Annotated in this window: 19 protein-coding genes and 1 tRNA gene; 12 read left to right on the top strand and 8 right to left on the bottom strand. The window is 57.5% G+C overall.

Annotated features, from left to right (window positions below; all coding sequences use genetic code 11):
- Nucleotides 1–134: 134 nt before the first annotated feature.
- The 4 genes from pqqF to ASE98_RS12435 form a co-directional block, all read right to left on the bottom strand.
- Nucleotides 135–2,549 carry a pyrroloquinoline quinone biosynthesis protein PqqF gene (pqqF, locus tag ASE98_RS12450; RefSeq protein WP_060541658.1) on the bottom strand — a complete coding sequence of 805 codons (2,415 nt, stop codon included), beginning with the start codon at nt 2,547–2,549 and terminating at the stop codon, nt 135–137.
- 38 nt (nt 2,550–2,587) lie between these two features.
- Entirely contained in the window at nt 2,588–3,382 is a 795-nt protein-coding gene (locus tag ASE98_RS12445) for a carbon-nitrogen hydrolase family protein (protein WP_060541657.1), read from the bottom strand.
- A 12-nt stretch (nt 3,383–3,394) separates the two neighbouring features.
- The gene (locus ASE98_RS12440) at nt 3,395–5,077 is read right to left on the bottom strand and encodes a flavin monoamine oxidase family protein (protein WP_060541656.1); all 1,683 of its coding nucleotides are present in this window, start codon (nt 5,075–5,077) and stop codon (nt 3,395–3,397) included.
- Between the two features lie 259 nt (nt 5,078–5,336).
- Nucleotides 5,337–5,798, bottom strand: a complete 462-nt coding sequence (locus ASE98_RS12435; protein ID WP_060541655.1) for an Lrp/AsnC family transcriptional regulator — start codon at nt 5,796–5,798, stop codon at nt 5,337–5,339.
- A gap of 212 nt (nt 5,799–6,010) precedes the next feature.
- Here ASE98_RS12435 and ASE98_RS12430 point away from each other — a divergent pair, with 212 nt between their 5' ends.
- From ASE98_RS12430 to ASE98_RS12400, 7 genes are all read left to right on the top strand, one after another.
- Nucleotides 6,011–6,688, top strand: a complete 678-nt coding sequence (locus ASE98_RS12430; RefSeq protein WP_060541681.1) for a hypothetical protein — start codon at nt 6,011–6,013, stop codon at nt 6,686–6,688.
- 455 nt (nt 6,689–7,143) lie between these two features.
- Entirely contained in the window at nt 7,144–8,235 is a 1,092-nt protein-coding gene (locus ASE98_RS12425; RefSeq protein ID WP_060541654.1) for an integrase family protein, read from the top strand.
- Nucleotides 8,232–8,762 (top strand): hypothetical protein, encoded by a 531-nt coding sequence (locus tag ASE98_RS12420; protein ID WP_060541653.1) that lies wholly within the window; start codon nt 8,232–8,234, stop codon nt 8,760–8,762. Before ASE98_RS12425 ends, ASE98_RS12420 begins: the two co-directional genes overlap by 4 nt.
- Nucleotides 8,763–8,834: 72 nt before the next feature.
- On the top strand, nt 8,835–9,113 hold the full coding sequence (locus ASE98_RS12415; RefSeq protein ID WP_060541652.1) for a helix-turn-helix transcriptional regulator: 279 nt from the start codon (nt 8,835–8,837) through the stop codon (nt 9,111–9,113).
- A 127-nt stretch (nt 9,114–9,240) separates the two neighbouring features.
- Nucleotides 9,241–9,501, top strand: a complete 261-nt coding sequence (locus tag ASE98_RS12410) for a hypothetical protein (RefSeq protein WP_060541651.1) — start codon at nt 9,241–9,243, stop codon at nt 9,499–9,501.
- Nucleotides 9,491–10,624 (top strand): DNA-primase RepB domain-containing protein, encoded by a 1,134-nt coding sequence (locus ASE98_RS12405; protein ID WP_060541650.1) that lies wholly within the window; start codon nt 9,491–9,493, stop codon nt 10,622–10,624. Before ASE98_RS12410 ends, ASE98_RS12405 begins: the two co-directional genes overlap by 11 nt.
- Nucleotides 10,617–12,086: a primase-helicase family protein gene (locus ASE98_RS12400; RefSeq protein ID WP_060541649.1), complete on the top strand. Its 1,470-nt coding sequence runs from the start codon at nt 10,617–10,619 to the stop codon at nt 12,084–12,086. Before ASE98_RS12405 ends, ASE98_RS12400 begins: the two co-directional genes overlap by 8 nt.
- A gap of 503 nt (nt 12,087–12,589) precedes the next feature.
- Here the strand turns inward: ASE98_RS12400 and ASE98_RS12395 are convergent.
- Nucleotides 12,590–13,264: a hypothetical protein gene (locus ASE98_RS12395; protein WP_060541648.1), complete on the bottom strand. Its 675-nt coding sequence runs from the start codon at nt 13,262–13,264 to the stop codon at nt 12,590–12,592.
- Between the two features lie 132 nt (nt 13,265–13,396).
- Nucleotides 13,397–14,554 (bottom strand): DNA cytosine methyltransferase, encoded by a 1,158-nt coding sequence (locus ASE98_RS12390; protein WP_082457531.1) that lies wholly within the window; start codon nt 14,552–14,554, stop codon nt 13,397–13,399.
- 374 nt (nt 14,555–14,928) lie between these two features.
- Between ASE98_RS12390 and ASE98_RS26565 the strand changes: the two genes are divergently transcribed.
- From ASE98_RS26565 to ASE98_RS12375, 5 genes are read left to right on the top strand one after another with little or no spacing between them, the layout of a single operon-like run.
- The gene (locus ASE98_RS26565; protein ID WP_156465498.1) at nt 14,929–15,099 is read left to right on the top strand and encodes a hypothetical protein; all 171 of its coding nucleotides are present in this window, start codon (nt 14,929–14,931) and stop codon (nt 15,097–15,099) included.
- 49 nt (nt 15,100–15,148) lie between these two features.
- Complete coding sequence (locus ASE98_RS12385; protein ID WP_156465497.1) at nt 15,149–15,442, top strand: hypothetical protein; 294 nt, start codon at nt 15,149–15,151, stop codon at nt 15,440–15,442.
- Nucleotides 15,439–15,600 (top strand): hypothetical protein, encoded by a 162-nt coding sequence (locus ASE98_RS26560; RefSeq protein WP_156465496.1) that lies wholly within the window; start codon nt 15,439–15,441, stop codon nt 15,598–15,600. Before ASE98_RS12385 ends, ASE98_RS26560 begins: the two co-directional genes overlap by 4 nt.
- Before the next feature lie 2 nt (nt 15,601–15,602).
- The gene (locus ASE98_RS12380; protein WP_060541645.1) at nt 15,603–16,214 is read left to right on the top strand and encodes a hypothetical protein; all 612 of its coding nucleotides are present in this window, start codon (nt 15,603–15,605) and stop codon (nt 16,212–16,214) included.
- A complete protein-coding gene (locus tag ASE98_RS12375) occupies nt 16,211–16,429 on the top strand; it encodes a hypothetical protein (RefSeq protein WP_060541644.1) in 219 nt (72 codons plus the stop codon). Before ASE98_RS12380 ends, ASE98_RS12375 begins: the two co-directional genes overlap by 4 nt.
- 202 nt (nt 16,430–16,631) lie before the next feature.
- Here ASE98_RS12375 and ASE98_RS12370 read toward each other — a convergent pair.
- Nucleotides 16,632–16,708 (bottom strand) — tRNA-Ile (locus ASE98_RS12370).
- Nucleotides 16,709–16,723: 15 nt separating this feature from the next.
- Nucleotides 16,724–20,470, bottom strand: a complete 3,747-nt coding sequence (locus ASE98_RS12365; protein WP_060541643.1) for an EAL domain-containing protein — start codon at nt 20,468–20,470, stop codon at nt 16,724–16,726.
- Between the last annotated feature and the right edge of the window lie 101 nt (nt 20,471–20,571).

The following is a 20,571-nucleotide window of genomic DNA, read 5'->3' as shown; positions in this document are numbered from 1 at the left end:
GGGATAGCGCTGTCTATAGTTATAGTCCACGGCAGCGCGGGGAGGTTCCAAATAGTTAGGCTGCTATGTTACTCAAAATTTCCAGGGGTTTGCCCGTGAATCTTTGAGAAAGCTCCTTACAGGCTCGGTAATGATCATTTCGCCGCTTGCCACGGGGCGCCGGGCATGGAATCGCTGGCGAGGCAGAGCCAGCCGCCTTCGATGTTGTTTAACCGTTGCGCAGCAGCCAGCAACTGCGGGGCGTCGAGTTGCTCGATCGCGGTGACCAGTTGCGCTAGATAATCCGACGAGTGGCCGGCGAGCCTGGCCTGCCAGAGCAGTTCGCCAGCGTCTCTGCAGGATAGAGACGAGTCGTCGAATTGATCGGCAAGACTCTGGCGCAGTTGGCCCAGGCTGGCCTCATCAAGTTGTGTAACGAGCGTCGGAATGTTTTCGAGAAACTGCCGAATGTGGCCGAGCAACTCCACCGATGTCACCGTCGGGGACTGCACGCCAAACAGCAATCCGGTTCGCCCATGGATCTGCCGCAGGGCGCTGAACACCGCATAACCCAACTGCAATTCACCCCGCAGGCGTTGATAGAACGGTGTCTGGCACAGGTGCGCCAGCAAGCGCCAGGCCGCTTCGTCGGCGATCTCGCGGCTGGCGACCGGACAGAACAGCAACAAGGCGTGTTCGCTGGAAGCCGTTTCAATGTGGCGCCACAAGTATGGTGTTGTGAACGCTGTCTGTGCCGGCAATTGATTGTCCGGTATACCGGGAATGCGGCTCAGGGCCAGGCCCATCGCCGATTGGGTTTGTGGGCTGAGGCCCAGCGCCCAGCCATCCCAGCGGGAAGTTGTCCACAGGTGTTTCGCGTCGTTGGAGGCTTGCGCTGATTCCAGGCAATGCTCCGGGAATGCCTTGAGCAATTGGCGGATGGGCAACAACGGCGTTTCCGGCTCTGCGCGCGGGGAATCGGCATCAATCTGTGTCAGACATTTCAGCGCATGTTCGAGGGCTGCGGGTATCGACTCTTGCAGGCCGGTCAGTTTCAGCAACCATTCATGGCCACTCGTGCTGAACGACAACTCGACACCGGCCTCGCGCGCATCTTGCTGTGTTTGCCAAAGACTGCCTTGCAATTGCTCTTGCAGGTCAACCGTGGCTGCGGCTTCCATCCGCCAACGCAGATAAATCGCGCCTTCATCACCGTCATCCCGCCATGCCTGACTGAACTGCATCGGCGAGCGCTCTCGGCGGCTGCGCGAGCGGTCCTGGGCAAACGTGCGCAGACCGCGGTGGGCGCTGGTCTGGCCACGAATCAATCCGGCATTGGCCAGCGGTTCACTGCTGCGCAGGAAGGGATTGGCGGTGGGCAGGTGCCAATGGTCGCTGAAGTTATCCACAGTGCCGATTTCATTGAGAATCTGTTTGAGGGCGGCAACGCCGGACTCGGACAAGCCACTTTCAAGCTGTTCGCTGTCGAGGCGCGCCAGTTGCAGTGCGCCGCTGACTTGCTGCTGTCGTTGCTGCAGTGCTGCGTATTCCTCGCGCAGCGGTGCCCAATCCTGTTGTGCGAAGAAGCTGAACCAATCTCGCAGGTGTTCGCCAATGGCGCTCAATGATCCGGATGGCGCGGTGAACTGCAGATGCAGCATGCCTTGTCGGGAGAAATGATACAGCGGCGCGGCTTTCAAACCGTCGGCCAGATTCCGGGCCTGCAAGTACGCGAGCAAACCACCTGGCTTGGTGCAATTGAGCCAATGACAAAGAAACGCCATCGCCTCGGCAGAGGTGTCCGGCAACGCATCGAAGGCAAACAAAAGATTGCCGTGCTGCTGGCCGACCTGTTGATAACTTTTCACCGCCAGCGGCGAAGTGGCTGCCTGCGGGTTTTTATCCCCAACCGGTAGCGTCGCTGAAAACTGCTCTGCCAGCGTGCGCAAGTCATCAAGACTTTGCGGTCCGACCAGACTCAGGGTCATCTGGCCGGTGCGATAAAACTGCTGATGGAAGTCTTTCAATGCCTGCTGAAACGCTGGCAATTCAACCTTCAGGCTGTCCCGATTGCCCGCATGAAACCCGCGCAACGGATGTTCTACCGCCAGTCCTTCGTACAGCGCGAACTGCTGCTGCGCCTGAGGATTCTGCGACCAAGCGATATATTCCGCCTGCAACACTTCCCGCTCCCGCATCTGATCGTCCGAATTCATGCACGGTCGGGCGAGCATGTCTGACAAGCGTTCGAGCCCGCCACTGAGCGATCGGGTTGGCAGTTCAAAGAAGAAATCGGTAGTGCGTTCGCGGGTGCTGGCGTTCACCTGCCCACCGTGACGTTGCACGTAGGCCATCAGCGCTTCGCTTGCAGGAAAACGCCCGGTCCCGAGAAACAGCAAATGCTCAAGGAAATGCGCCAGCCCCGGCCACGCCAATGGCACGTCATGACTACCCGCCGCCACTCGCAACGCAGCGGCGCTGCGTTTCAGGCCGGGCACATGACGCAGGGTCACGCGCAAGCCATTGGCCAGGGTTTCGGTGTGAGGGCGGGGGAGTATCGGCGCAGGCATGGGCACTTCCAGAACAGTGAAGTGCCAATGCTAGCGGATTAACGCTTGTTGAGCGCGTGGTAAAGCTCGGGCCGGCGGTCGCTGAGGTAACGATTGGCGGCGCGGGAGTCGAGCATCAGCTGTCGATCCAGTTCGCCGACGATCAACGCTTCATCCAGTCCGGCCTGGGCAATGCGACTGCCGTCCGGAGCGGCGATGCTGCTTTGCCCGCAATAGTGGATCTCGCCTTCGTGGCCGCAGTAATTGGCGTAGGCCACGTAGCATTGGTTTTCGAAGGCGCGCGAACGCACGGTGACGTCAGCGACGAAGTCGAACGGAACCATGTTCGCCGTCGGCACCAGAATCAGCTCGGCGCCGGCAAGGGCCAGGCGGCGCGTGTTTTCCGGGAACTCCAGGTCGTAGCAGATCAGCATGCCGAGCTTCCAGCCGTTGAGCTCAACCACTGGAAACTGGTCTTCACCGGGGCTGAACATCGAGCGATCCAGATCACCGAACAGATGCGTCTTGCGATAATTGCACAGGCGTTCACCGTTGGCGTCGATCAACTGCACAGCGTTGTAGATCTGCCCGTCAGCGGTGCGTTCGGGATAGCCGTACACAATCGCCAGGCCGGCCGCCTTGGCGATCCGGCCGATCTGCTGCGCCCATTCACCGTTGTACACCTCGGCCAGCGTGCTGACCGCATCGGTGCCAATGTTGTAGCCGGTCATGAACATCTCCGGCAGCACCAACAGGTCGGCGCCCTTGGCCTCCATCGCCAGTTGATGCAGGCGTTGCAGGTTGGCGGCGGGCTTCAATGGCAGCGGTGGACATTGGTAAAGGGCTACGCGCATTTGGGATTCCTCTTACTCGGGCAGGGCGATAGGGCCGATGTCTTTGAACACATCACCCGGGCCCGGGTTCGCTTTATGTGTCGACCCGCCGAAGTGCTTCATGATGCCCCATACCGCGTTGAGCGAGGTCTGTACCGCGCCTTCGACCCAGGCCGGCGTCCATGAAACGTCGTCGCCGGCGATGAAGATACCGCGCTGCTCGGCCGGCATGTCGTCCTGCATGAAGTGCGCGTACATGCGCTGGTTGTAGCGGTAGTGGCCGGGCAGGGCGCCTTTGAACGCGCCGAGGAAGTAAGGATCGGCCTCCCAGGACACGGTGATCGGATCGCCGATGATGCGTGCGGCGATGTCGACTTTCGGGTAGATCTTTTTCAACGCGTTCAACGCCAGCTCTACGCGTTTTTCCACCGGGTGCGGGAGCATTTTCAGCGCATCGCTCATCCACGAGTACGACAGGCAAATCACGCCGGGCTTGTCGTCGCCGTTGTCGAACAGATAGGTGCCACGGGTCAGGCGATCGGTGAGCGTCATGCTCATCAGGTCACGGCCGGTTTGCGGGTCCTTGTCCTTCCAGAACGGGCGGTCGACCATCACGAAGGTTTTCGACGATTGCATGTAGCGGGTGCGGTCCAGGGCCATCCACATCTTTTGCGAGAACAGGGTCTCGTCGCATTCGATCTGGGTGGTCAGCAGCCAGCTCTGGCAGGTGGTCAGCACGGCGGCGTATTCGCGGGTATCGCCATTGTTGTCGGTGACTGCAAAACGGCCATCGGCGGCGTGGGCGATTTTTTTCACGCCGGAGCGCGGGGCGCCCCGGTGCAGGGACTTCAGGCTGGTGCCTTCGGGCCAGTGCACGCAACGCTCAGGCACGTGACGCCAGATGCCTTGCGGCACTTGTTCCACACCGCCGACCACCAGGTGCTGGTGATCGTCGCAGTTGGTCATGACCACGCGGAAGATTTCCAGCATCGAATTGGGAAAGTCCGAGTCCCAGCCGCCGGTGCCGAAGCCGACCTGGCCGAACACTTCGCGGTGATGGAACGACAGCTTGGCGAACGCTTTGGAGGTGGCGACGAAGTCGTAGAAGGTGCGGTCGTCCCACAGTGGTACGAGGGTGTTCCACAGTTCCTTGAGGCGCGGAACGTCACGGTCGCGGATGGCTTGCTGAATATCGGCGAACTGCGAGCCGGCTTCCAGGGCATCGGCCCAGGCGTCAGCGACTTCCTGGAACAAGGCAGGAAGATCGGCCAGTTTCTGTGCGTAATGCGTCTTGCCTTCCAGGTCGATCACGGTACTGCCGGAGGCAGGCGTCAGCGGGTTTGGAAAGGGCTTGGTCTCAAGACCAAGCTTGTCGACGTAGTGATAAAACGCCGTCGACGACACCGGGAAGCGCATGCCACCGAGTTCGGCGACGATGCCATCCGTCCCGTTGAACGCCTGCGAGCGCAGGCGGCCGCCCAATTTCGACGCTTCGTAGACCACCGGTTTCAGGCCGAGCTTCATCAGTTCGTACGCCGCCACCAGACCAGCGATACCGGCGCCGACAATCGCCACTTCGGCACCATGATTGTGCTCGGGAATGCTGCCCAGGCCGGCCGGGTGTTCGATCCAGTCGTCGAAGGCGAAAGGAAAGTCGGGACCGAAGATGGTGACCGGTTTTTTACCGTCTGCAGGATGGCGATTATTCTTGTTCATGGCTGACCTTGCTGGCGACCCGACGCGGAATGCGCATCTGAGTATAGGAAAAGATGCCAGCCATTCTAGAGAGCACAGAACACGTTAATAAGACGCAAAGTGTCGTCGTTTTGCCATATTTATGATCAGTCTGACGATCAAGCTGTACATATCGTCACTGTGGGAGCGGGCTTGCTCGCGAACGCGGAGTATCAGTTGCCACTGGAGTCGACTGACACGACGCATTCGCGAGCAAGCCCGCTCCCACAGTGGATAGCGTTCAAACCGGCTGCCCCCGATCCACCTTGCTGCTCAAGATAATCGAAGTCGTGGTCTTCTCCACCCCATCCACACTGCCAATCTGATCCAGCAACTGATCCAGCTGTTCCGGCGAGTCGGTACGCAGCCACGCCACATAATCAAACTCGCCACTCACCGCACACAACTGCTGCACCTGCGCCATCGCACTCAACCGCCGCACCACCTCCTTGCCCGAACGCGGCTGCACGGTAATCCCGACATACGCTTGCAACCCGCCATCCACCACGCGCTGACCAAGCCGCACCCCGTAGCCGGTGATCACCTTGGCCTTTTCCAGCCGTGCCAGGCGCGAAGTCACGGTGGTGCGAGCAATCCCCAGTTGCCGCGCAAGCATGGCCACGCTCTCACGGGCGTTGATCTGCAAGGCTGCAATCAACTGGCGATCAATTTCATCAAGAACAGGAGGGCGAGTGTCAGGCAAAGGGATGTCTCCAGCGGGACAGGTCAATGGCCAGGCATGTTACAGGCACATCCTGCACAGCGCTCGCGGCGGTTGTTTGAGCGGGGCCCTACAGTATGATGTCCAGTGAGCGTGAAGACTGTGGCCACCAAAGATCCCTTGTGGGAGCGACAGGATCGACAGTGACCGTCACTCGTAGTCGAATGCGAGAACGAGGATCCGAGACAAAGGACATGACGACGAAGCTGCCTGCCGCTGTACGGGACCGTGCATTGCAGATCGCCCATCACGAAATGGGCCACTACGTCGTGGCCCGTGCCTTGGGTTTCGCCACAGGCGGCGTGACCCTGACGGTGACCATGGATTTGCGGCATCAAGGTGGAGCGTCCATCACGTTGACGCGGCCAATCGCTTCGATGGAAGCCATGAAGGAACATCTGGAAGCCCGGATGATGGTGCTCCTGGCTGGGGCAATGGCGCAGACACTTCCTTCAAAACCGTCCGCGAAACGCGTCGACAAAGTAAAAGCCATCGCCATCCTCAAAGGCGAGCAGGGCGCAGAACAGGACTACGCAAAAGTCAGGGAGCTTCAGCATCTGCTGCGCAACATCGTCTATCCGGATACCGATCCAGCGTCGACTGAGCGCATAGCCGCGCAGCTTAAAGCGATGACTGATCAGGTGTGGCTGCGCACGCAAACAGTCGTCGAGATGTTGGCCGATACGATTGCCGAATTGGCCGGGGTGCTGGTCGACGGCATGGCTATCGTCGAGCAATGGGGGCGGCCGGCGGATACCTATGAGGTTGTTTACACGGGGCCGATGCTGGAGCGGTTGCGGGTGGTGCAGGCTATTGCTTCGTTGGGTGTCTGGTCTGACGGTGTTGGTGATGTCATTCAGGGCTTGGAATAATGAAGAACCGAAGAAGGCTGGCTCTATCATTCCCACAAAGGGAACGTTCGGTCCCATTTCAGAACCGTTGGAGCTGCCTGATGGTGCGATGTTCTATCTATCGGCATCCGTCCTCGCTTGAACAGATTGCAGGGGCAGTACCGTCACCACACCATCAATGCGGCGCTTTGCTCATCGTCGTCAGTTCCAATTGAGGCGATAAGAAGCGTCTCTGTAAAGACCGGCCAGTCAGACACGCAAAAGCCGCGCAATGCGCGGCTTTGAGTATGGTGGGCCCACACGGACTTGAACCGTGGACCAAAGGATTATGAGACCTCTGCAATACCATATCCGGATTTATTAGGAATCGCTGAAGCCTTTATTCTACAAGGGTTTCGTAGTTTAATACCTCTCCCAGTTATTCCCAAGTTGTTACCCCAAACGGGGTGTCAAACGGGGTGTCAAAGGAGAGCAGGTTGAAGCTTACTGATAAAGCCGTACGTGCGGCCCCATACGGTGCCAAGCTGACCGATGACGGTGAGTACGGGGGTGGACGATTGGTTCTGATCGTCTCCGCCACCGGCACGCGCTCATGGCATATCCGCTCACGCGTCAACGGCTCCGACCGCTCCCGCAAGTTGGGCGAGTATCCGACGATGGGGCTGGCCGCGGCCCGAACTGCTGCGCGTGCGATGGGCGGCAAAGAGCTGGTCCGCACCGGCACACTTCTCGACTTGCTCACGGCTTACCGCGAAAGCCTCGGTGAGCGGCCGACCGCACGCGATGCCAAGATTGTGTTCAATCTGGCCTTCCCCGAAGGCGACCCATTGCTCAAGCGCGAAGCTGCGAGCATCACCACCGCCGAGGTGGCCGCTGTACTCCGCCGCCGTGCGGCAACGGGCATCACCACATCCGTCAACCGTCTGCGCAGTCTGCTTCACGCTGCCTTCGCGCACGCGGCCAAGTACGACTATGACCCACGCAAGCCAGCCGGCACCGCTACCTTCAAGATCAGCCACAACCCCGTCACCGGCACGCCCCGTATTGCTGAGTGGGAACGGGCCAACGACCGGGTGATGACCGATGACGAGATCCAGTTGTTTTGGGCAAAAGCCTCCGCGGCCGGGCCGGTCGGTGCCTTCTGGAAACTCATTCTGTTGACCGGCGCACGCATGGAGCAACTGCGCACCGCCGACTTCAGCAGTGAAGAACTGATCACCATCACCGACACGAAGGGCCGCGGCAGTCGGGCGAAGGTTTGCTTGTTGCCGGTGATCGACACCGACCTGACCGCCGCGGCCAAGATCGCCACCGAGACCGCAAGCGTGGACAGCCTCCGCGGTGCCGGGCCGCGCCTGTTGCCGAAGGGTGTGAAGCCCAGCGACATCCGCCGCACCGTCGAAACCCGGATGCAGGAACTGGGTATCAGCCGCGACCTGCGCGGGGCGCTGTTGTCGCACGGCCAAACCGGCGTGCAGGCCAAGCACTATGAGCGGGCCGAGCTGTTGCCCGAGAAGACCGCCGCCTTGTTGTTGTGGAAGGCCAAGATTGAGGAGCTGGTCGCATGACGCCCGAAGAGTTGAACCGCATCAATGCCGAGCACTACGCCAAGCAGCAGAAGACGTTCGCTGAGCAGTGTGAGAAGCACCCCGAGCGGCTGGTAGTCGCAGCGCGCCGCGCCACCAAGCTAGTGCAGATGGGCCTTTGTGGTGATGCGGACTTTCTGGAAGACACCAGCATCGAGGCGGTGATGGGAGCCGAGAGCCGTCGAGAAAGCAGCTACCAAAGCCGCCACCAAGCCAACGTCGCCAGCAAGCCGCGAAAGAAGAAAGAAAAAACTACACTGAGCGGCGAATTCATCGAGCGGATGACGTCCGAGCGCGACGACGAACGGTCCCTTACTGAGTTCATCGACTTAGCGCTGGCGGACAAAATTGAAGGCGTCGGCCTAAAGAAACACCCAGCCGTGCCACTGGCTTACCTCGCAACAGCCTACGCGGTGCCTGTCGAGTCTGACGACGAAGCAAAGGGCTGGAAAAAAAAGTCGCACGAAACGCTCAAGGAGTGGTGGAAAAAGGCAGGGAGAATTATTTAGGGTGGAGTTAACCGGCTATTCCACCCTTAGGCCTTTCAATAGGTAACGCAAACCCATCAGGAGCGTTACCCCATGAACGTTTTAAACCGAGAAGCCCCCGGCATCACGCCGGTCTATGTCGATCAGAACCTTGTCGCGACCTCATTCGGCATATCGCTACAGACCCTCCGCAAGATGGCGCTTGTTGACCCGGACTTCCCACAGGCCGTGCGCATCTCCCACAAGAAACGTGTCTTCCCTTGGAATGAGGTGAAGGCTTACTTCGACGCCCGCCAAGGCAACGTCGAGCCCATCGCGACCAGCCTGCGCGTTGCCGCGGCCGAAGCGAAAGTAGCCGCTGCCCACCAATAAAAACGCCGCCCCGGTCGAGAAACGGGGCGGCGTCGGATGCAGCGTGCTTGAAGGGCAAGGTCATTTTCCGCTCTTTCTGCACGTTCGTCGATGCCCCCTGCGACTCCTCCCGCGGCAGGAGGAAGTTATGTCAACCGAACAATGCCTCAGCCGAACATCTGCCCACCAGCGGGCAAACCTGCTGGTGAAGAAACACGGCGCCGTGTCCATCGAGGAATGCTCTGAAGTTTTGTGGTACGAGCCGTATAACTCTTTCGACATCTACGAAGCCCGCACCCTCAGTGTGGAAATTTTCCTTGTGAAGCAAAGAACGGATGAGGACGTGGCCCACGCGCTGATCCATGAGCGGTTTGGCCTCGGTGATGAGGTAGAGATTCATGTCTGGTAAGACTGGTGACCTCAACACATTCCTCGACTTGCTGGCCGAGGGGCTCCGCCCGGATGAGCGGCTAACCGGCAGTGCCTTCGCAGGCGATCCGACCAAAGACAACGACAACCCCAAAGCAGCGCGGGGCCGCTGGAAGGTCCGTGGCCTTGTGCGCTACTCCGATGGCGACTGGAACTTTGACGGCGATGCGCAGATGAACCGCTTTGTGTCCTTTTCTGCCTTCCACATCGACGACGACGGCCAGCGCCGACGCTGGCGCCGACGCAAGCAGAACTTCGCCGCGGGCTGCGCGCTGATGGTCGACGATGTTGGCTATCTCGCCGACGCAATCGCGAAGGCCGAAAAGAAAAACAAGCAGGCCATCGCCGCGGGCGAACCGGGCAACTACGAGTCGTCGGTGAAGTTTGATTTTGCAATCCTCGACGGATGGACGCCCACGGCACTTATTGAAACGTCTGAAGACAATTTTCAGGCGTGGTATGTGCTCGACGAGCCCTGCCGTGACCGCGCGCTGTTCGCCCGGCTGCTGGACCAGTTCGTCACGGTGCGAGGCGGTGACAAGAAGTGCAAGGACATTGCCCACGTCGGTCGCACACCCGAGTCGAAGAACTGCAAGGACAAGTATGACGCGGATGGCAAGAGGGGTTGGCAGGTGCGAGTGAAGCACCTCGACGGCCCGCGGTATTCAGTGGAAGTCCTTGCCCACATCTACGGACTCGACTTGACGGTGCCGTACCAGCGCCCGTGGGCACATGTCAGCGGCAAGACGATGGAGCGGCAAGAATCCTACTTCAAGCGTTGCCTCAATGTGCTGGAGGCGGCCGGGATGGTGAAGGGCCAGCGCGGCGAGATGATCGACATTATTTGCCCGTTCATTGGCGACCACTCCGACCGAGCCGACACCGGCACGGTGCTCATGGAGCCGAGCGACACCAACGGTTGGACCGGGGCATTCGACTGCAAGCACAGCTCTTGTGCGACCAATCGCGATGCGTCCGGTCGCCGCCTCGACGACAGCGGGCGGGGTTGGCGCGAGTACACCGACTGGGTGAATGAACGAATAATCCCCCAACTCAACGCGGCCAACGCGCGGTTATTTGCGCTGGAGTTTTTCGATGACTGAGAAGAAAAAAACAAGTCCGGTATTCGATAAGGGTGTCACTGAACTGGTCGCGGTACGCAAGGATATCAATGCAACGAAACAAGCGGCCCACGAGGCCAAACGTGAACAGCTTGCTTGCCGCTGGGATGCAAACCGAGCCGCCGACGCGACGGAATTGCTGACCTGCGCCGATATGCTGAAGCGGTGCCGGTATGTGCGCAAGCTGAATGCTGTGGTCACGCTTCCTCATGAAGACTTTGAAAAGGGGGGCGTTGTGCTGGACGTCTTGGGTATCGACCACTTCAAGACCGAGTACGCAGCCTCGGTGGAGACAGTGCCCAACTCCAAAGGCACAGGCACAAACGACGTCAGCTCAGCGGAGCTTTGGCTGAAGGATCCGGGGCGGGTTCCAATTGCTGACGCGGGTTTGGCGATTGGCCTGCCCCGGATCTATGTCGCCAAAGGCGTGTGCATGGTGAATACCTGGACGCCTCGCGAGCGTCACCCGGCGACGGCGGATATTGCGCCGTTCCTTGAGCACATCGAATATCTGATACCAGCGCTGGAAGAGCGTGAGCGCTTCCTCGATTGGCTGGCGCATTGCGAACGAGTGCCGGAAGTGCTGCCGCATCACGGCTACCTCTTCTACACGCCGACGATGGGGATTGGTCGCAACTGGTTGGTTGATGTTCTGTCTCAGGTGTGGCCCGGGGAGGTAGCCAGCGGTCTGGACTTGGGCGGACTTTTGCAGGGTGCCTTCAACGACGACATCGCCGGCACCCGGTTCGCTTGCGTCGATGAAATCCACATCGGGACACACAAGTCCTTACTCGATCAAGCCGCGAAGCTACGAAGCATGATGACCGCGAGCGAGCGGCGAATTAACGCGAAGTACGGCAAAAAATACTGGGAAAAGAACTCGGTGCGGTGGCTGATTTTATCAAACCATGTTGACGCCTTGCCGATTGACGCGAAGGATCGCCGCTGGGCAGTGATCAAGAATCCGGAAGAGCCAAAGCCCGCGGACTACTACACCCGCCTGTACAACCTCGTCACGCCTGAATTCGGGGCCGCGGTGGGGGCATGGTTGGCCAAGCGAGACATCAGCAAATTCAACCCCGGAGAGCGTCCAGCCATCAATGATGCGAAGCGCGCGGTGATCCTTGCCGCGACTTCGCAATTGGAACAGGACTTGGGCGAGGTGCTAGCCGACTGGAAGGCCGCGGGCGTGCCCGGCTTCGGCAGCGAAGACCTGCGGCATGCGCTGGGTATTGATGAGGGAGTCGCGTGGACTAATGCCTCGAAGGCGTTGGCCTTCATGCTGCAACGGGCTGGTGTTCACAAAATCGGTGGCCCCCGCCCCCGCATCAAGCGCGTGCAAGAGAGACTGTATGCTTTTGATGAAGGCTTCGTTGTCGATGTCATCGCTCTGGAGAAAGCGAGGGAGCCGATGAGTGGTCACGCTCTGGCACAGAAGTTGTGACCGAGGGGGAGTTCTGAGTTGATGCGTGCGACTCAACTTGGAGCACGGCTGAAAGCCGCTAAATAGAGCCGTCGGCGTGTTTTTTGTTCCAAGATCTAAGAGTATTCAAATAGTTTAGGATTATATTTTTAGAAAGAGCCGGCTCAGCAGCCCGGTATCGCGGGGAGTTTTTTAGCTAAATCTCGGAACATGGAGCAGCGCCATTCCCGAGGCTCTAACTCAATGGTCTCTGGCTGTTCCGAGAAGCGCGAAGATGCGCAGAAATCTTGGAGCAGCCCGAAATCCACCCCCTCGGTCAGGTCGGATCGCCGCCATCCACTTCCCACGAGGCAAACAACATAACCGACAATGACGACATCGAATGCGATGAGGATGGAACCATGCCCGCCCACCGCAAGATGTAGTTTTCTCAACAAAGTCAGAGTCAGCCCCTCAAATTGACCAAACTCAAATTGAGAGCTGTCGAAGAAGCGGGACGGCCTTATCGTTCCGATCAGAGGTACCTACAAAACCAGGGGCGATGTACTTTTATACACAGAGTAGATGCCGTCCACGGTGCCTGCCTTATCAATAATTCTCCTGTATTGTAATCGCCACTGAAGTGCAGGGGAGATTGTTAAATACCCTTGTTCCGGAGGATTAGTCATCACGCTCTCAGCTAAACGTCTCAACTCAATCTCATCACTAGTTAAGTGCCGAGACACCATGAAATCCATGACATCATCTTCATTCCCTTGGTTTGCCAAAAGTTCAATCAGTCCCTTGGTCATTTGGAAATCTGCGGTTTGTTCTTTCTCTACATAAATTGTATCCGTAATTCGCAATGTAGCCGTGCGCATTCCTGGGTCATCAAACTTCTCATATACAAATACAATTAGAGAATACCCTAACCCATAAATTTTCTGGCGGAGAGATCTAAATGGACATGACGACTGCGGCTGCCTAGTACTTGTGACCTTCATGTCCAAATTAAGATTAGGGAAGTCTAGGCCGCTAGCAGAGTTTCCAGACTCAAATATGTAGCCCTTATCAAGCAAATAAGTTCTAAATTTTAGTTCCAGATAAGTTCCAACTGCCTTTCCGTCAGTAACACCAAACAGTGTGTGCTCTTGATGTCTGCTTTCGGCAGCCGAAAAAACTTCCGCTTCTTTGCAGAGAATTTTATCCGTCAAGTACATTGTTAATTTTCCTTTCCTGTCGTTTAGGGCAATTGTCCATTGCGCAACACGTTTTTATGCGGCTTTAAGATGCAGGAAAAAATATTCTTCCATGCCATCAACGCCACTAAAAATAAATAATCAGGCTTCCTATCAAAGCAATTCCATTTGCTCTTCAAGAACCAAAGTCGTCAAATTTATCCCCTCTTCAAATGTCTCCAGATTCGTAAACTCATCTGATATCAATTTGCTTAAAGCCCATTTTACAAGCGATGGCGGCACAGCGTTACCATACAAGGTGTACTGATCATAGATAGATACCGCATCACAGTGATCATCGGAGAATCCTTGTATCCGGGCATATTCTACATTCGTTAACCTTCGATATTCTTCACCTACCTTATAACGTTCGTAGTGACGACTAGCTGTGCATGTCAGGGTAGGTGCGACACCATTAATGCCAAATATGGAATATCCCATCCTAGCTCCGCCTTTTTGATTATATAAAATTTCTACTCCGCTGTAGTACCTGTTAACTTCGTCACTATTTTTTATGCGCTCTATTGTGTCTTCTGTGAAGAAAAACTTATCGTTCGGCCTTGTCTCTAATACGCTGCTCAACTTGACCGGTTCAGTTTTCTCTGAAAATACGTCAACATCAGAGTGGAAAAAATGTCCATCTAAAGCCAGACCCCAAGTTTTAAACTTCAGACCATGCTCTTCGATTTTTTTCCAAGAACTTTTATCTTTTGCTTGAGTTAGCTGTTTTTTTGTCAGTTGGGACAAATCTTTTAAATTGCATAGCTTTGAAGTCGAAGTGTGATCTTTTCTGCCTGTAATTACAATTCGCTCGCGATTTTGTGGTAGACCAAAATCAACAGCATTCAAAAGCCTCCACTCGATCAAATATCCTATATTTGACAGTGCATCTAATACCGTTGCGAAGTGCTTACCGCTGTCCATGGACAATAGTCGCTTAACATTTTCTAGTACAAAATATTTTGGCTTTCTCTTATCTAGAACGTACACTATTTTTTCAAAAAGCGTACCGCGCAGATCCTCAATGCCTAATTTTTTGCCGGCGCTTGAAAATGGTTGGCATGGAAATCCACCTGTCAATACATCATGTTCAGGAACAGTGTCCAAAAGATCTTCTATGTTTCCTTCGTGAAAATTATCAGCGCCAAATTTTTTTCTGTACACTTTTGCAGCTTTTACACTTATGTCATTAGACCAGACTGTTTCAATACCTAAAGAATCGCAAGCTATTCTAAAGCCACCAATGCCACAAAATAATTCAACAGCTTTCATTGTGTACACTCTCAATAATAAATCACTGTATAACCGTGTTTGCGGCATAGGCCACACATTATGAAATTATATCTATATTTTGCTTTTGAGACAGCCTTCTTTGAGCCCATAGCTGTAAGTCAATTATACGAAAACTAGGCATTCAGAATCTCTGGCGTCTGAACAGTGGCCTCTATACGACGAAAACGCACCTTCAGAGGGGCTCCCGCGCTGCTCAAATCCGTAAGCCACGACGAGCTGAACAGAAAGTCCCGCAGTTTCGCGAAAGAGAAAGTTGTCGACTGGGCAAAATATTTACACAGTGGCAAATCGGTCGCATTCTATGGCGTATCTGCCATACTGAAAGCAAATCAGCGCGAATCAAGGTTCCCGCCATGCCCGGCCGAATTCACGGATCAAAGAACACCAAGCCTTCCAAAGCCGACATACGGCGCTACATGGACGGGCTGCGTGCCGAAGCCGACGCTGGCAGTATTGCCGCTCGTCTAGCGTTGATTGAGTTGTCGGTGAAGTTGCTGGCCGCGAAGTATGACAACAAGTCGTAAGCCGGCAGACGGTGCCTTGCGGCTACGTGCGGCAAAGCTGGGCGCTGACATGCTGGACGTCCTTGAAGCGCTCGCCCGGGCGGGCGATGCCGGCGCGGCCAAGGCGATCCTGAACAAGAGCACGCCGGACTTGAAGCCCGTCGCGGCCATGGTGACGTTCACACTTCCCAAGGGCCAAGACCTCACCTCCGCCAGTTGGGCGGTCCTCACGGCCGTGAGCACGGCCAAGTTGTCACCGGACATCGGCGCCACACTGATTGCCAGCCTTGCGCAGATTGCCCGCATAACCGAATGCACCGAGTTTGAAAAACGACTCGCTGCATTGGAGGGACTTCAACAATGAAGATTATCCGCCTTCGGGCACTTGAGAAACGGCGCGGCCCACAGCGGCTGACCGCCATCCAGCAACGCATTCTCGACAAGGCCAACGCGCTGCACCGGGCCAACCCCGGCATGACCGCCAACGATGCCATCGACGCCGCCTTAGATCAGGAGTTTTGAGCATGAAAGAGCAGATAAACTATGACGCCGCGGCCGGGAAGGTGGCAGCCCTTGAAGCCCAGATAGCCGAAGCCCGCGACAAGGCCGGCGATCACGTCCGCCTTCTGGAAAAAGTTAAAGCACTCAAGGCAACAGCGGCCGCGGCCGGTGCGTCTGCAATTGCCGCTGGCATGACGCTTGGCGACAACAGCGATTGGCAGCAAGCGAGAAAAGAACTCTACGCGGCCGAGGAGTCATTGGCGTTGTCTGAAGATTGCGCCGCGGCCTACAAGGCGCGCATCGACGATCTGAATGACCAACTCCATGACGCCAAGCTCACGCTGAAGGACGCCGCCAAGGCGCTCACCGAAGCCCAGCACGACGAAGCGTGCAAGGCGGAGGCATTGGCCGCCCAAGCCTTCCTCAAGGCTGGAGATGATTTTTACGCGGCTCACTGCGCATTGGCTGCGACTATCGACGTGCGGGTTAAGCTTCGCAACAAGATCACCGGCTTACCTGAGCACATCGGAGGCGGCTACCCGGTTGAAGTTTTGCTTATGCCTCCTCGGGGCTCAACATTCACTCGTGAACAACTCACACGCCGACCACCCAACGCGCTGAAGGGGGTTGCATGAAATCTGTTGAAGAACGAATTGCGGCGATTCTGGCCGCGGTTGAAGAGCTGTGCCGCCGTCGCGCAATCACTGACAAGTTCGATCCGATGGACGCGCCCGGGCAGTGGAAGCCGAAGGACAAGGCGGCATTGACCGGCCGGGCCGCGGCCCTTGCCCACATCGCCATCGACCATAAGCGAATCGAAGCGATCAACGCCAAGTTAACCTCACGCTGACGACTCCCAGCGTGAGTTGAAAAGCCCGAGGCTGGTCGCGTCTTCATCTCCGCGATTCAGCCGCAAGGCTTTTCGATACCCCCGGTTTTCTCATCGTCGGCCGGGGGTATTTTTTTGGGGGTTGGAAAACCAAACGGGGTGTCAAACGGGGTGTCGCCAGCCTTTCGGGGAAGGCTCAAGCGGCTGAAACCCTTGAGATAGATGGTGGGCCCACACGGACTTGAACCGTGGACCAAAGGATTATGAGTCCTCTGCTCTAACCAACTGAGCTATAGGCCCTCAGTAGGTCGCGGATTATAGCGATGGTTTCGCGGCTGTGCCATCCGAAAAAGTGGTTAGGGTTGTACGAAGAAATGTCGCGGCGAATTCGTCGGGTGCGAGGGGTGGGCTGACGATGTAGCCCTGGATTTGTTCGCAGCCTTCGCTGGCGAGGAATTGCTGCTGTGCCTGGGTCTCGACGCCCTCGGCTATCACGGTGAATTGCATGCTGCGTCCGAGGGCGATGATGGCGCGCACTATGGCCGCGTCGTGGGGGTCGTCCGGCAGGCCGCGGACGAACGACTGGTCGATCTTGAGGAAGTCCAGCGGCAGGCGTTTGAGGTAACTCAGGGAGGAGTAACCGGTACCGAAGTCGTCGATGGCCAGTTGCACGCCCAGATACTTGAGTTGATGCAACACCGCCAGTGCCTCTTCGGCCTGGCTCATGATGAAGTTTTCGGTAATCTCCAATTGCAGAAGTTCGGGGCGCAGGCCGTTGTCCTTGAGTAGTTGCTCGATCCGGCCCAGCAGGTTCGGCTGCCGGAGTTGAGCGCCGGCGAGGTTTACCGACAGTGAGCCCAGGCCTTCGTACTTCTGGCTCCATTCGTGCATCTGGCGGCAGGCGGTTTCGAGTACCCAGTCGCCGATCTGCAGGATCATGCCGTTTTCTTCGGCGAGCGCAATGAAGTGTTCCCGCGGTACGTCGCCAAAGGTCGGGTGACGCCAGCGGATCAGCGCTTCGGCGCCGACCAGGTGGTAGCCGTCGAGGCTGATCTTCGGTTGATAGTGCAGGTGCAATTCGTTGCGTTCGATAGCGCGCCGCAGTTCGTGCTCAAGCGCCACGCGTTCGCTGGCCTGGGCGGTGAGGTCACGGGTATAGCTTTCAACGCGGTTGCGCCCCTTGGCTTTGGAGCGATACATCGCTGCGTCGGCGTTTTTGATCAGTGTGGCGACGTCGCAGCCATCTCTGGGATAGAGGCTGGTGCCTATGCTGGCGCTGATGAAAAACTCGTGTTCGCCGGCCTGGAACGGCGCACCGAAGCAGTTGAGCAGCTTGCTGGCGATGGAGTCGGCATCGCCGGGGTGCAGCAAGCCGGGCAGCAGGATGATGAACTCGTCGCCACCCAGGCGTGCCACGGTATCGATGTCGCGCAGCTGTTCCTTGAGGCGCACGGCAATGCCTTTGAGCAGCAGATCGCCGACCGGGTGGCCGAGGCTGTCGTTGATGTGCTTGAAACGGTCCAGATCGAGGAACAACACCGCGCCTTGCCCACCGTTTTCCTGCTGGGTGTTGAGCGCGGTCAGCAGCCGGCTTTCGAACAGGGTGCGGTTTGGCAGGCCGGTCAGTGGGTCGTGGTGCGCCTGATAATCGAGTTTGGCCTGGGCGTGTTTGAGGCTGGAGATATCGGCGAATACCGCGACGAAGTGGGTGATGAGCTCGTCTCGGTTGCGCACGGCACTGATGGTCAGCCAGCTCGGATATAGCTCGCCATTCTTGCGCCGGTTGGAAATCTCGCCTTGCCAGTGCCCCTCGGCGGTCAGTTGATGCCACATGGCTGCGTAAAACGCGCTGTCATGCAGCCCCGAGGCGAGCAGGCGCGGCGTGTGGCCCAGGGCTTCGCTCTCGCTATAGCCGGTAATTTCCGTAAACGCGCGATTGACCGCGCTGATGTGTTGTTGGGTGTCGGTGATCAATACGCCTTCGGCGGTACTCTCGAACACGGTAGCGGCCTGTTGCAGTTTTTCCTGCATCAGGTGGCGCTCGGTGATGTCCCGGGCGATGGTCAGCATGCAGTCATCATTGCCAATCGGTAGCGGACGACTTGATACCTCACAGAGACGGATCTGCCCGTCGCTGCGGCGGATATGGCAGCTGAAGTCGCGGACGAAGCCGTCCCGGTGCAGCAGGTCGAGCATCTGTTTGCGTTCGTTGAGGTTGACCCAGATCCCGAGTTCCAGCACCGAGCGATCCACCGACATTGCGCTATTGAACCCGGTGATGCGACTGAAGCCTTCGTTGACCTCCAGCAACAGTCCATCGCTTTGCCGGGACAGCAGCAAGCCGTCGGGGGAAGCGTGGAAAGCCTTGGCGAACTTTTCTTCGGAGGTTTGCAGTTGCTGCTGGGTTTCCTTGAGTTGTGTGATGTCCCGCACCACCACCACCAATGCGGGAGTCGTGTCGAGGTCGAAAGGTTCGGCGGAAATGAGGCCGGTAAACACCTGGCCGTTGCTGCGACGGAAGGGCATCTCCAGGTTGCGGATGCTGCCGGCCTGTAAACGCTGCAACAAGCCCGGTCCCACGCCGGGTATGCCCCAGATATTCAGGTCGGTGGCAGTCTGGCCGATGACGTCTTCGGCGCGCAGGCCGATCTGTTCTTCGAACGCCTCGTTGACCTCCAGAAGGCAGCCGTCGGACAGGCGAGCGATCACCAGAATGTCCGGGCATTGCTGGAACACCGAGGCAAACTTCTGCTCCGACAGACGCAAGGCTTCTTCGGTACGCTTGGCTTCGGTGATGTCGATCATCAGCCCGCGCATGACCGGTTCATGTCCGTGTTCGATCAGGCTGACGATGTCGCGCACCCATATGCAACGGCCGTCGGCGGTGATGACCCGGTAATCGAGACTGTGATCGCGTCCGGCAAGTACTTCGTGATCGCAATAGGTCTGGGCGCGGGTCAGATCGGCCGGGTGGATGATGTTGCGCCAGAAGCCCGGAATCAGCCAATGCGACAGGGGGTAGCCGAGAAGATCCTCGGCGTGAGGCGACACGTAGCTGTAGGTGAAATCGTCGATCTTCGCTTCCCAGGCGATGGCCGACAGGCTCTCTACCAGGCCGCGGTAGTGGTATTCGCTACTGCGCAGCTCCTGTTCAAGGTCGACACGGCGGGCGATTTCTGAGCTCAGGCGGCGGTTAATGCGGATGACTACCGCCAGGACAATGGACAGCAGCAACAGTCCGGGTATTCCGAACACCAGCAGATTGTTCCAGAAAGTCCGATGATCGAGGACGTTGCCGACCCAATGCTCCTGAATCGAGCTGATTTCATCCGGGCTCATGTCGGCCAGTACTTTGTCGAGAATACCGGCCAGAATTTTGCTGTCCCGGGGGACTCCCATGGCCAGCTGATAGCGATAGGGTGTTTCACCGCTGACGTATAGCCCGTCCAGTTTGAGTTGGCGCAGGCTCCAGACGCTGGAGGCCAGGTCGCCCACCACGGCATCCACTTCATCGGTTGCCAGCGCCTGTAATGCCGAGCTGACGTTGGGCATGCCTACCAGATTGAGGTCGGGGTTATGGGTGCGTAGCAGTTCGTGGGGGGCATAGTTCTCCACCACGGCGACTTTCAGCCCGTACAGGTCTTTTAGCTTGCGTGGCTGTGGGCCTCCGGCGTGAGCCAGGATAACAATCGGAAAGTCCAGGTAGGGGCGGGTGAAGGACAAATACGTCTGGCGTTCCGGAGTCGACATGACGCCTGGCAGCAGGTCGATTTTTCCTTGTTTGGCCTGGTCCAGGACAACTGTCCAGCTGGCGGGCTCGACGGGGGTGAGCTTGATGGCCAGCCGCTGCCGAATCACATCGATATAGTCCGCGGCGAGCCCCTGGTAATGGCCATGATCGTCGCGAAATTCAAAGGGTGGCCAGGACGCATCGACACCCAGGCGCAAGTCCGGATGAGCTGCCAGCCAGCCACGTTCTTCATCAGTCAGTGTCAGCGCGCCAGCCGTTGCGGTCCACGTCATCAGCGACAGCAAAAAAAGCACGGTCGGCAGTCTGGGCATAACGGTCTCGTTATGGCACGGAGGAATGCTTCGAGTGTAGACGGGCTACAAGGTGCAAGGGGAGGTCTTTGGGGGATAAATCTGCACAAAACAAAACCCCC

Origin of the sequence: Pseudomonas sp. Leaf48, from assembly GCF_001421885.1 — a bacterium.
GTDB lineage: Bacteria > Pseudomonadota > Gammaproteobacteria > Pseudomonadales > Pseudomonadaceae > Aquipseudomonas.
The sequence above is the reverse complement of the archived record's forward strand: the minus strand, read 5'-3'. Positions and strand labels throughout refer to the sequence as shown.